The sequence below is a fragment of the Paraburkholderia sp. genome (assembly GCF_028283785.1).
Taxonomy (GTDB): Bacteria; Pseudomonadota; Gammaproteobacteria; order Burkholderiales; family Burkholderiaceae; genus Paraburkholderia.
This window is the reverse complement of sequence record NZ_JAPWKB010000019.1, coordinates 1,265,317-1,277,336: the sequence shown is the minus strand read 5'-3', so window position 1 is coordinate 1,277,336 and position 12,020 is coordinate 1,265,317. Positions and strand designations below refer to the sequence as shown.

Annotated in this window: 9 protein-coding genes; 7 read left to right on the top strand and 2 right to left on the bottom strand. The window is 63.0% G+C overall.

Features of this window, described 5'->3' with window-relative positions; translation table 11 throughout:
• The first annotated feature begins 76 nt into the window (after positions 1–76).
• Positions 77–2,662 carry a 7TM-DISM domain-containing protein gene (locus PW947_RS27960; RefSeq protein WP_299635605.1) on the top strand — a complete coding sequence of 862 codons (2,586 nt, stop codon included), beginning with the start codon at positions 77–79 and terminating at the stop codon, positions 2,660–2,662.
• A gap of 264 nt (positions 2,663–2,926) precedes the next feature.
• Here PW947_RS27960 and PW947_RS27955 read toward each other — a convergent pair whose 3' ends face one another.
• Positions 2,927–4,063, bottom strand: coding sequence for an IS481 family transposase (locus PW947_RS27955; protein ID WP_299635604.1), 1,137 nt, complete (start codon positions 4,061–4,063; stop codon positions 2,927–2,929).
• 1,265 nt (positions 4,064–5,328) lie between these two features.
• Between PW947_RS27955 and PW947_RS27950 the strand changes: the two genes are divergently transcribed.
• From PW947_RS27950 to PW947_RS27940, 3 genes are all read left to right on the top strand, one after another.
• The gene (locus PW947_RS27950; RefSeq protein WP_299635603.1) at positions 5,329–5,700 is read left to right on the top strand and encodes a hypothetical protein; all 372 of its coding nucleotides are present in this window, start codon (positions 5,329–5,331) and stop codon (positions 5,698–5,700) included.
• Positions 5,701–5,877: 177 nt separating this feature from the next.
• The gene (locus PW947_RS27945; protein WP_299635602.1) at positions 5,878–6,150 is read left to right on the top strand and encodes a DUF1488 domain-containing protein; all 273 of its coding nucleotides are present in this window, start codon (positions 5,878–5,880) and stop codon (positions 6,148–6,150) included.
• A gap of 98 nt (positions 6,151–6,248) precedes the next feature.
• Positions 6,249–6,563 (top strand): DUF2934 domain-containing protein, encoded by a 315-nt coding sequence (locus PW947_RS27940; RefSeq protein WP_299635601.1) that lies wholly within the window; start codon positions 6,249–6,251, stop codon positions 6,561–6,563.
• Positions 6,564–6,658: 95 nt separating this feature from the next.
• Here the strand turns inward: PW947_RS27940 and PW947_RS27935 are convergent, their stop codons facing one another.
• On the bottom strand, positions 6,659–9,919 hold the full coding sequence (locus PW947_RS27935) for an EAL domain-containing protein (protein WP_299635600.1): 3,261 nt from the start codon (positions 9,917–9,919) through the stop codon (positions 6,659–6,661).
• A gap of 395 nt (positions 9,920–10,314) precedes the next feature.
• Here PW947_RS27935 and PW947_RS27930 point away from each other — a divergent pair, with 395 nt between their 5' ends.
• The 3 genes from PW947_RS27930 to PW947_RS27920 all read left to right on the top strand — a co-directional run bounded on the left by PW947_RS27930 (position 10,315) and on the right by PW947_RS27920 (position 12,009).
• Complete coding sequence (locus PW947_RS27930) at positions 10,315–10,599, top strand: hypothetical protein (RefSeq protein WP_299635599.1); 285 nt, start codon at positions 10,315–10,317, stop codon at positions 10,597–10,599.
• Between the two features lie 2 nt (positions 10,600–10,601).
• Positions 10,602–11,126: a DNA-binding protein gene (locus PW947_RS27925; protein WP_299635598.1), complete on the top strand. Its 525-nt coding sequence runs from the start codon at positions 10,602–10,604 to the stop codon at positions 11,124–11,126.
• 133 nt (positions 11,127–11,259) lie between these two features.
• Entirely contained in the window at positions 11,260–12,009 is a 750-nt protein-coding gene (locus PW947_RS27920; protein WP_299635597.1) for an electron transfer flavoprotein subunit beta/FixA family protein, read from the top strand.
• Positions 12,010–12,020 lie beyond the last annotated feature (11 nt).

Sequence of the window (12,020 nt, the reverse complement as noted above, 5' to 3'; positions counted from 1 at the left end):
CATATTTTTCGACCGCGTTTCGCGCATGCTTCGGCGTGCCGCCCCGCAGTTTCAGACAAGGCATGGATCGCGCTGAATGACGTTGAAGCACTGGATTGGCGGCGCGTTGCGCGCTGCACGTAACGCATGCGTCGCACGCATCGATGGCTTTTCCCGCTCGTGCGGGTTGATTTCGCTGAGTCTGCTGGCCGTGTGTTCGACGCTTTCGTGGCCAACGTCGTGCGCCGCAACGACCTTCGACGCCGCCACGGCACCGATGTCGTCGATCGTGGACATCGCGCGTGTCGATACGCGATTGCCGCTGGCCGGACAGTTATCGTTGCTCGAAGACCGCACCGCGTCGCTCGACGCTGCACACGTGCTCGACCGCGATCGCGGCTGGCGCCCGGCGACGCCGGCCGCGCTGGACCATGGCGACTCGCGCTCTGCGTTCTGGCTCGCCGGCACGCTCGTGAACCGCAGCACACAACCGGTGACGCGCTGGCTGTCGGTCGGCGCGGCGGATGTCGACGACATTTGCTATTACCGGCTCGGTGTGGTCGGATCGAACGCGCACGGCGTGATCGAATCGATTGCGGCGGGCATCCGACGTCCTTTGTCCGCGCGACCGGTGAACACCGCGTTGCCGGTGTTTCCCGTGACGCTCGCGCCCGGCGAGCAGACCCGCTTCGTGGTGCGCGTGCAAAGCCGCACCCCGATCCATCTCGACGCCACGCTGTGGGCGCCGGACGCTTTCCGCGCCAGCGAACTGCATGCGTCGATGCTCGAAATGCTGCTCGACGGCGCGCTGCTGACGATTGCGCTGTCCACGCTGTTTCTCGGCATTACGCGCCGCGACCGTGTTTTCCTGTTGATGGCCGCGAGCATCCTGTTCGAGATTGCGCACGATCTCGCATGTCGAGGCGACATGTACCGCGCTTTCTCCATCGACGGCGGCGATTGGGCATTGCGCGCGCCGGACATGCTGTCGGCGGCCGCGACGGTCTGTTTCAGCGCGATGGCGGCGGCCTTCGCCGGGCTGGATCGCGTGCCGGTGTGGAAGTGGACTTACCGCGCGATGCTCGCCGCGCTGGGCGTGCTCTGCGCGTGGACCGGTTTCGGCGAATTCCGCGCGGCGCACAGCGCGCTGATCGCGACGATGTGGGTGTGCAACGTCGTGTGGGTCGTATCGATGTTCGACGGCTGGCGTCGCGGCCTGCCCGATGCGCGGATCGTGCTGCTGGCATTGGCCATCGGCTGTGCGACCGTGGCGTTGCCGATCGGCGACCTGCACGGTCTGTTGCCGCAGACGTGGCTGGATTTCGACGGGATCGCGTGGGCTTCGAGCCTGCCGTTCCTGCTGATGATCGCGCTGATCGCAGGCGCGCGGTCGCACATGTTGCAGCGCGAACAGCGGGCGGCGCAGCAGGCCTTGCTCGACGCCGGCACACGTGAACAGACCCGCCTCGAACGCGCGCTCGACACGCGCACGCACGCGTTGCAGATTGCGTTGCTGGATGCGAGCGACGCGAATCGCGCGAAGACGGATTTTCTGGCGCGAGTGACGCACGAGTTGCGCGCGCCGCTGACGTCGATCATCGGTTTTGCCGATCTCGAGCAGGCCGCCGGTCGCGACGACGCCGATCGCGGTCGGATCATCCGGCGCAGCGCGAATCAGATGTTGACGATGGTGAACGATCTGATCGATTACGCGGACGGCGGTGATCCGGACGCGTTACGGCTTGCGCCGGTCTACACGCATGCGTTGTTCGACGGGATTGCGCGGCAGGCCGAGCGCGTCGCACGCGAGCGCGGACACCGCTTTGCGTTCACGATCACCGGCGCGTTGCCGCCGCTTCTTGCGCTCGACGAGAAGCGGATTGCGCAGGTGCTGTCGAACCTGATCGACAACGCGTCGAAGTTCACGCTGGATGGCCGGATTGCGTTGTATATCGACTGCCGCCACGTACCCGAAATATCGACGGGAACGCATGGTTCCGTGTTGCTGACGATGTCCGTCGCGGATACCGGTTGCGGAATTGCCGCCGCCGACCAGGCGCGGATTTTCGAGCCGTTCGCCCGGCTCGACGCCGCGCGTCGCGCGTCGGGCATCGGCCTGGGGCTCGCTATCGTCAAGCAGTGGGTCACGCGGATGGGCGGCACGTTATCGCTGGACAGTACGTTGGGCGTGGGCACGACGGTCAGCCTGAGCGTACCCGTGGCGGTCGTGGATGAAGCGCAGCTTGCCGCCGACGAGGCGGCGGATCCGGTCGAGGTGTTGCCGGCTATCGACGGGAATGGACGGCGGGTGTTGATCGGTGAGGACTCGGCCGGGATACGGGCGTTTCTGGTCGATGAATTCAGCGGTCTGGGGTTCACCGTCGAAACCGTCGGCGACGCGATGGAGATGTTGGCGCGTGTGGCGCGCAAGGATCTGCCGAGGCCGGATCTTGTGGTGACCGATCCTATGATGCCCGGCATCGACGGGATGATCGTGTTGCGGGAGATCCGGTTTGGGTGGCCGGGGTGCCCGGTGATTGCGGTTTCGGCGGTTGTGCTTCCGGTGGCAGCGTATGCCGGGGATCCGGCGGGTTATGACGGGTGTGTTTTGACGCCTGTTGATTTGGCGGTTTTGCGGGGGTGTGTTGTGGGGGTGGTTGGGGAGGTGGGGGTTTTGGGGTGATTGTTGTGGTTGGTTGGTTTTATGTTGGCGTGCGTGGCCTGTTTTCCCGGTGGTTTGCCTGGATCGTCCCTGTGCGGGACCGGGTGCGTTCGGCGGTGCTCGCGGTGTTGGTTTGGTTGCGCCTGGCGTGGCGTGCGCGTCCTGTATTCACGCTGGTCTGCCTGGATCGTCCCTGTGCGGGACCGCACCTACTTTTCTTTGCTCGCGTGTACAGACTGGAGACATGGTTGACACATGTACGGGGACATCGTTGACACCTGATGGTTACGGTTTTGTGGTCTTCAGGTCAAGTCTGGCGACGCGGTGATGGGCATACCAGAACTCATACACGCCGTCCGTATCGGGCTTCGGGCGCACAGCCACGCGCAGTCCCTTGAGCGCAACCGACAGGCGCAGCACCCGATCCCGGAAGCGCACCACGCCGCTTGCATTGACCCGTAACACTTCATCGTCGGGGCTGTACTCAGGCTCCAGCAGCCGCTCGGGCATGGCCCGCTCGCTGGGCCTGTAACGCGTGAGCGGAGTGGCCATATCGAGCGCCTCGTGCGGACGCTCGGTGTTGTACACCTGGCGCCAGCGCTCGAGCTCCCGTTGCACATGGGCGTGCGTGGTGAACGCATGACGCTCGAGCACTTCGGCCTTCAGCGTGCGATGAAACCGCTCATCCTTGCCATTGGTCTGCGGGTGATACGGCCGGCTGTAGCTCACGCGGATTCCCAGCCTGATCAGCCATACCGCGAGCTCGGTGAGCTGCCGTGGGGCGCTGGGCGCCCCCGGCGCGCCATTGTCCGTATTGATACGCACGGGCAGACCGTAGCAGCGGAACGCCCGCTCCAGCTCCGTGCGCACGACCTCGGTGGTGGTTCGCGAACAGGCCGCCAGCACGATGTTGAACCGCGAGTGATCGTCCAGCACCGTGAGCGGGGAGCAGCGCCCCGTCTCCAGCGTCGCGAAATCGCCCTTGAAATCCATCTGCCAGAGCGAATTCGGATACGCATGTTCGAAGCGCTGCCAGTGCTGGCGCTGCGCGGACGCGTGTGGATGGATCATCCCGTGACGGCGAAGGATCTCGGTGATCGTGGCCGCCGCGGGAACGCCGGTCATGCCCAGATCAAGCAGGCGTCGCGCGATCTTGCGTCCGCCCCAGCCGTGCTCACGGCGCAATGCCAGCACGGCCTGAACCGCCTGATCGGGCGAAGCGCAGGGACTGTGATGCGGGCGTCGGGAGCGATCGGCAAGACCGTCGCCGCCTTCAGCCCGATGGCGCTCCAGCCACTTGTAGCCGGTCTGGCGGCTGATGTTGAAGCGCCGGCATAACTCGCTGAACGGCAACGAATGCTGGATAGCGAGGCAAACGAATTCCTGTCGGAGACTCATGGTGTCTTTTACGTTCCAGGGCATGGTTGGATCCGGGCGTTCGATTGCCCGAAAGTGTCAACCATGTCCCTGTACACCTGTCAGCTATGTCTCCAGTCTGTACACTCGCGCAAAGAAAAGTAGGCAAAAGAAAGCGCGTTTACACCGACACTTTGTAGCGAGTGGCGTCGGTTCATTTACCGGTAGTGGACCGCGCACGATTTGAGTTGCCGCACCGCTTAAGCGAGTGACAAGGCAGTCATTCGTTCCGGCTGTTCGCTCCGCGACAGCCGACGGGCACAGCCCCGTCTTTATCTCTCAGCGGCATTCGCGCGCTGCACTCCGTCCGTTACAAAACCCATTTTCCTGGCATGCGCCGGCCTGTTCCCGCGCGCAAAATTCCTGGCTACGCCGAGCGTCGAAACCATCGTGAAGGCGGGTGAATGCCATGGCGCAACCGGGCCTTGAGACAGACGCTGGAACCGTCGTGAAGGCGGGTGAATGCCGTGGCGCAAACTGGCCTTTGAGCCGGCTGCGGGAACCGTCGTGAAGACTGGCAAATCGGGGGGTGAAAACTGGGCTTTGAGCCGACGCCGGAATGGCCTTAAGGAGGGCAAATGCTGTGCGCAAACCGCGCTTCGGGCCGGACGCCGGAACCGTCGAGAGGGCCGAAAAATAGCGTGGCGAAAACGGGTTTTTGAAGTGGGCTACCGCCGCGAAGCGGGCGGGATGTGCGGGCGCGGACCACCACGAAAAACCGACCGACCACTCAAAACGTGCGCGGTCCACTACCCGAAAAATACTAGACACCACTCGCTACGGAGCGCGAGGTAAACGCGCTTTCTTTTGCCTACTTTTCTTTGCGCGAGCAAAGAAAAGTAGGTGCGGTCCCGCACAGGGACGATCCAGGCGAACCACCGCGAAAACAGGACGCGCACGCCACGCCAGGCGCAACCAAACCAACGTCAAGCGAACCGCAAAACGCACCGGTCCCGCACAGGGACGATCCAGGCGAATCACCGCGAAAACAGGACGCGCACGCCACGCCAGGCGCAACCAAACCAACGCCAAGCGAACCGCAAAACGCACCCGGTCCCGCACAGGGACGATCCAGGCAGACCAGCGCAAAAACAGGCCACGCACGCCAACAAAAAACCACCCAAACCACAAACCCCAGCCAGAAAAATCCCAGCAAAAACAAAAAACCGCCGCCCGGGCACACCACTTGCTATCCCGCCACAGCGTCCCAACAAAGACTCCAAACACCGCCCCAAACCCCAACCCCAGCAAAACCCCAAAAAACCACCACCATGCTGACGACACCACCCCGCACCGCCACCCGAGGCACCGACGCCACCGCAATCACCGTCACCTGGTACGCGGACACGGGCTGCCTGCGGTTTTCGAACGCAACGGGGCGTCGCCTGCATGAATTACTGCCACCGCATTCGTGGTTCGCACTGCTGTCGGCGGCCGGTGGCGAACAAAGCCGAAACGCGGCCCCAGAAGTCGATCTCCACGCCGTCCTGCGCGACTTCTGCGACCGCAACGCGTGGCGCAGCACGCCAACAACGCGCGATATCCGATCCCGCACAGACGCGCATTTCCACGTCCCGGCCATCGCAGCAGTTGCAGCCCCAGTCGCCAGCGCCCAACCCGACGCAGCGCTGATCGCAGCCTGACCCATGCCCCGGCAATCACATCGCACCGCCGCACCCGCTGGAAGCGAGTCCGCAAGCAGACCCGCCCAAGCAACCGCGCCTTTGCCCGTAATTGCCGCCCTGCATGCAACTATTTCAACAACGACCGGCACGAGCCGCCCGTACTTCAGACCGCAGTCAGCACGATAGGTGAGAATCATGGAGATCCTCGAACTGGAGCCTCACGTCTCCGCAGACGGCCGCAGCATCAATTTCATGCTGACGATCCGGGGCCGCGAACTCGAATGCGTCGTTACCCGCGAAGCGCTCGAACAACATTTCTGGCTGCAACGCGGCGCAAGCGAAGCGCGCATTCTCAGAACCTTCGAGGACGGCCGCAAACGCATCACCGCTGTCGCCGAACGCAAAATGCTCGCGCGACAAGCGTCGAAACTGCTGCTGGGCGTCGCCGACTTCGAAGCGCGCCGGTAACGACCCGGCGTCGCGCGTCGGAACATGAATTGCTGGACTGTAGCCTGAGCCACGCGACGACGGACGCCACGTCCGTCGCGCTTACCAGGAGACAGATCATGGCCGACGCAGACAACCGCAACACCACCGACGACGACCTCGACGCCCGCATCAGAACGCGCGCGTATCAGCTGTGGCAGGACGAGGCCAGCCCGGATGGCAAGGCGGAAGAACACTGGGAGAACGCCCGTCGGCAGATCGAGGCGGAAGGCGGCGCATCGACCGACGCCGCACCCGCCGCAGACCAGTCGGCCGAACGCGTGCGCGCCGACGAACCGCTCGACGATGCGTCATTGCAGCAGTTGCAGGACGCGGCGCAAGCGGAAGGCCAGCGCCAGAATCAGTCGCAATCGTCCGGCGGCGCATCGCGCTGAACGGAAGCGTCACGCCTGGGCCGGTACGGCATGCTTCGGCTCAACGAAGCATGCCGCGTCAACTCGTTCTTGCGATCAAGCTCTTGCAACCGCCGTCACGCAACCGCGACCATCCGTTGCTTCGACCACGACCACAATTCTTCAGGCGATAGCGCGCTCGCGAACAGGAAACCCTGCAGTTCGTCGCAACCGATACCACGCAGAATCTGCGCCTCGTGCTCGCTCTCGACGCCCTCCGCGACCACCGACAAACCGAGTTCGTGGCCGAGTTCGACGATCGCCTTTACGATCGCCAGATCGGCGGGCGCATCGAGCATGTCGTGGACGAACGCGCGGTCGATTTTCAGACGATCGAGCGGGAAGCGGTTCAGATAGCTGAGGCTCGAATAGCCGGTGCCGAAATCGTCGAGCGACAGCCGCACGCCGAGCGCGCGAATCGCATCGATCGCTTCGAGGTAGACGTCCGCGTTATCCATCAACACGGTTTCCGTAATCTCGAGTTCGAGCTGTGCCGGCGGCACCTGATGCGCGGCGAGACTGTTGCGCAGTGTGTCGATCAGATCGGGGTCGCCCAACTGGATCGCCGACAGGTTGATCGACACGCGCAGTTCGTGCCATCCGTCGCGACGCCATTCGGCAATCTGCCGGCACGCTTCTTCGATCACCCATGCACCGATCGGCACGATCAGCCGCGTTTCCTCCGCCACCGGAATGAACTGCGCAGGCGCGACCGTGCCGATTTGCGCGCTATTCCATCGCAACAACCCTTCGACACCAATCAACTCGCCAGTGTGCGCGTCCACGCACGGCTGGTAGGCGAGCCGGAATTCGCGGCTTTCGATCGCAGAACGCAAACAGGCTTCGAGCGCGAGCCGGTAACGCGCGTGCTCGGCCATATCCGCCGAGAAGAACTTGACCAGATTGCGCCCCGCCGCTTTCGCCTGATACATCGCCGCGTCGGCGTTCTGCATCAACGATTCGATATCGTGGCCGTCCTCGGGGAACAGCGCGACGCCGACGCTGCACGACACCTGCAAGCTCGCGCCCCCGATCTCGTGCGGCGCACGGATCAGCGGCAACAGCCGTTCGTCGATCGTGCGCGCGACGTCGGCGGCATTCGACACGCCGTTCAGGATCACCGTGAATTCGTCGCCGCCGAGACGGCTGACGGTATCTTTGGTTCGCACCGCCTGCATCAGACGACGCGACACCGAGCGCAGCAAGCCGTCGCCGACATGGTGACCGAGCGAATCGTTGATGTTCTTGAAGCGGTCGAGATCGATAAACAGCACGGCGATCCGCTCGCCGCTACGCTGCGCATTGCCGAGCACGCCACCCAGACGCCGCGCGAACAGCGCGCGATTCGGCAGTTCGGTCAGCACGTCGTGTTCGGCGAGAAACTGGATCCGCGCCTCGCTTTTCTTGCGGTCCGTGATGTCGATCAGCGTGCAGATGTAATGCGAAACGCCGCCGCGCTTGTCGCGCACCGCGCTGATCATCACCCACGCCGGATAATCGCCGCCCGCGCGACGCCGCACTGGCGCTTCGCCGTGCCACGTGCCGAGCCGGTCCACTTTCGCCGCGACCGTCGCCCTCGCCTCGTCGTTGTCCGGGCCGCCCGCGATAAAGCTGGGCGGCTTGCCGGTCACGTCGTCCGCGCGATAGCCGGTAGCCCGATAGAACGCGGCGTTCGCGGTGACGAGCCGATGTTCGTGATCCAGAATCAGAATCGCTTCCGACGACGCTTCGAACACCTTGCCCCACAGTTCCAGACGCTGCTCCATCAGCTTGATCTGGTTGATCGGCGTGAAGGTCGTCAGGATTGCGGCGCGCCCCTGGAAGTTCAGCCGACGCGCGGACAGCATCGCCCAGGTCGGCTCGGTGGTGGCTTTCCAGCGCACCTCGAATTCATCGACGGCATCGTGATCGGACAATTGCTGGAAGAACCGCGCGCGCACTGCCGAATCCAGACCGAAACCCCAGGGATCGGCGGCGCAACCGTTCAGCCAGAAAAGACCGGGCTGGTTCGCATGCAGCACCTCGTGACCGGGAATGGCGGTGACGACCATCGGCAGCGGCGTCGCTTCGACGAGCGCATATTGCGCCGCCGACGCACGAGCGGTCGCGGCCAGTTCTTTCTGAACGTCGCGCTCGCGATCGAGCTGTTCGAGCATCTCGTTGAAACCTGTGACGAGCTGGCCGATTTCGTCCTGGCTGTGCCACACCGCGCGCTGCGTGTGATCGCCGGTACGACGCACCGCATCCATCACGCGCGACAGTTGCCGCAGCGGCCGCGAGATTTGCTGCGCGACGAAATACACCATGCACAGGATGCTGCATAACAGGAACAGCGCCGTGCCCAGGTGCAGCCACATCTTCTGGAACAGACCGCGCACGCGTGCATGCAACAGCTCGTCGAGCTGGCTGCCGGTTGCGCTCCATGCGCCGCCGACGCTCTTCACCACTTCCTGTTGCGCCATTTCGACCGCGATCAGCATCGACGGATCGACGTGGCCGCCGTGATCGACGACGACGCGCGCCGTTTGCCGGTACGTTTCGATGGCCGCGCGCATCCGTTCGATCGACGGCGACAGCGCGACCGCCAGACGATGGTTGGCCGCGCCCGCTTCCGAGAAATCCGAACGCAGACCTTGCAACACCGCGTCGAGCTGGCCTTCCAGCACCAGATACTGCGTGCGCATTTCGTCCGGCGACGCCGTCGCGCGCGACAGGTCGTCGGGACCGGTGGCGCCAGGCGCACCCGATGCCGCGTGCAATTCCCGGCCGATCCGGTTCACCGAATCGAGCAGCGCCGGAAACCGGAGGATCGACAGCGACATCGAGTAATAGCTGTCGAGATCGGGGTCGAGGATCAGGTTCGACTGATTGCCCACGCGCGTCACGAGTTCGCGGCACGCGTCGATCGCTTCGTGGGATGCTGCGGCGACGGATTCCGGGCGGGTCGCGCGCGCGAGCTGTTCGAGCGCGAGTCGAACGCGCGCATTGATGGCCGCGCTTTGCATATGCTCGCCATAGGCCGCTTCGGCGTCGGACAGACGACGCTGGATCTGCTCCAGTTCAGTCGATGCGGGTCGCCAGCCGGCGCCCGCCAGCGCCGAGTCGAGCAACGCATCGCGGACGGTCGCCACGTATGCGTTGCCGATCGTTTCCTTGTTCGAGAAGTCGATCGAAATGTACTTCTCGTGAATCAGGATGCCGCTGATATAGAGCACGGCGGTCAGGTCGAGCAGATAGATCAGCAGCAGCTTGCGGCCGACACGAAGACGCGCGAGCGTCCTGAAGAGCAGGTTCTGTTTTTTTATCGCGCGAGTCCGACGACGGCTCAGGTCTGTCACTGCCTTCTCCAGCATCATGCACGCATGTGTTCGATTACAGCCGGATGCGCGGAAGACCGGCTTACTCCTTCCGGATTATCGGCTGACAAAAGCGCTACTTTAGGAATTACTTAAAATTCACCAAAGAAGTGCGGCGGTGCAGCACGAGAGTGCTGAAAATTGGGAAATACTGGTGGTTTTTACGGGTTGCAGTGCACAAATGGGGTTCTGAATTGGCTGCAGGGTGGTGCGGAAAATTCGCCAATAACGCGATGTGGACGCTCGTAGGATAGGTTTTGTCGGACGAAATGCAAGGTGCGCCGAAACGCACTTTTACACGGATGCAATTTATCCAACCCGTCCGACTTGGTTGTCACTTGACAACCATATCACTCAACCCTACACTGAGTTCGCAAATGAATAGACCGCATCCCAGGAAAGAGATCGAGGCAGCACTGGTATATGCCGAAACCCACGGCTGGCGCGTTGAACCCAGGAAGGGCAACGGACACGCGTGGGGCAGGATGTACTGCCCGCTCAACGATGCCGAATGTCGGTGCGGCGAGTTTTGTATCGCCAGTATCTGGAGCACACCGCGCAATTCAGGCAACCACGCGAACGACCTGAAACGTGTTGTCGACAATTGCACAGCAGTTCCCCATAAGACGGCCCCGCACGCTGTCGCGCTCACGCAGGAGTAACAATGGAATATGTTTTCACGCTCAAATATCGTCTTGCCGCCGACGACCAGGATCTTGACGCGCTCGTAGAGCGTCTGGCCGAAGCGGGTTGCGACGACGCGACTATCGGGGTCGGCCAGCCAGGGCGTATCGCCCTCGCCTTCACGCGGGAAAGCGCCGATGCGTGGAGTGCAATTTTCAGCGCGTTGCACAACGTCAAGGACGCCGTGCCTTCGGCCCGACTGGTCGAGGCCGCCCCGGATTTCGTTGGGTTGACCGACGTTGCCGACGTGGTCGGCGTCACGCGGCAAAACATGCGCAAACTGATGTTGACGCATGCAACCGACTTTCCCGCGCCCGTGCACGAAGGCAATCCCTCCGTCTGGCATCTGTCGGACATTCTGTCGTGGCTCAACCGTCGCGGCGGATATCAGATCGACGCCGATCTGTTCGACGTCGCAAAGTCCGCAAAACAGGTCAATCTGGTTAAGGAATCACGGGAAATCGAGCGCGAAATCAGCGAGCAACTGGAGTCGCTGGTCGCGTAACCCCACATCGCCGGACGCGCCCCATGCGCGCCCGCTTAACGACGCACAAACATCGTGTTAGCCAATCCGTAATTCCGCGCGGCGCTCGTGTCTGTCACAGTGGCGGCTTTACAAAGCCGCATGGAGACACCCTTTGAAAATCCTGGTGCCAGTCAAGAGAGTGGTCGATTACAACGTGAAGGTCCGCGTCAAGTCGGACGGCACGGGCGTCGACATTGCCAATGTGAAGATGTCGATGAATCCGTTCGACGAAATCGCGGTTGAAGAAGCGGTGCGATTGCGCGAAGCGGGCGTGGCGACCGAAGTGATCGCCGTTTCCGCCGGTGTGACGCAATCGCAGGAAACGCTGCGTACAGCGCTCGCGATCGGCGCGGATCGCGCGATCCTGATCGAGTCGAACGAAGACCTGCAGCCGCTGGCGGTCGCGAAGCTGCTCAAGGCGCTCGTGGACAAAGAGCAGCCTCAACTGATCATCCTCGGCAAGCAGGCCATCGACGACGATTCGAACCAGACCGGCCAGATGCTGGCCGCATTGGCAAACCTGCCGCAAGCAACGTTCGCATCGAAAGTGACGGTTGCCGACGGCAAGGCGACCGTGTCGCGCGAAGTGGATGGCGGCGCGGAAACGCTGTCGCTGACGCTGCCCGCAGTCATCACGACCGATCTGCGCCTGAACGAGCCGCGTTATGTGACGCTGCCGAACATCATGAAGGCGAAGAAAAAACCGCTCGAAATCGTCAAGCCGGAAGACCTGGGCGTGGATGTCGCGCCGCGTCTGAAGACGCTGAAAGTGGTCGAGCCGGCGAAGCGTTCGGCCGGTGTGAAGGTGGCTGACGTGAAGACGCTGGTCGAGAAGCTGAAGACCGAAGCCAAGGTGCTGTAAGGAGACCGGTG

Coding starts and splice junctions, on each gene's coding strand:
- PW947_RS27960 (WP_299635605.1), top strand. CDS start 77: ATGACGTTGAAGCACTGGATTGGCGGCGCGTTGCGCGCTGCACGTAAC.
- PW947_RS27955 (WP_299635604.1), bottom strand. CDS start 4,063: ATGCCCTGGAACGTAAAAGACACCATGAGTCTCCGACAGGAATTCGTT.
- PW947_RS27950 (WP_299635603.1), top strand. CDS start 5,329: ATGCTGACGACACCACCCCGCACCGCCACCCGAGGCACCGACGCCACC.
- PW947_RS27945 (WP_299635602.1), top strand. CDS start 5,878: ATGGAGATCCTCGAACTGGAGCCTCACGTCTCCGCAGACGGCCGCAGC.
- PW947_RS27940 (WP_299635601.1), top strand. CDS start 6,249: ATGGCCGACGCAGACAACCGCAACACCACCGACGACGACCTCGACGCC.
- PW947_RS27930 (WP_299635599.1), top strand. CDS start 10,315: ATGAATAGACCGCATCCCAGGAAAGAGATCGAGGCAGCACTGGTATAT.
- PW947_RS27925 (WP_299635598.1), top strand. CDS start 10,602: ATGGAATATGTTTTCACGCTCAAATATCGTCTTGCCGCCGACGACCAG.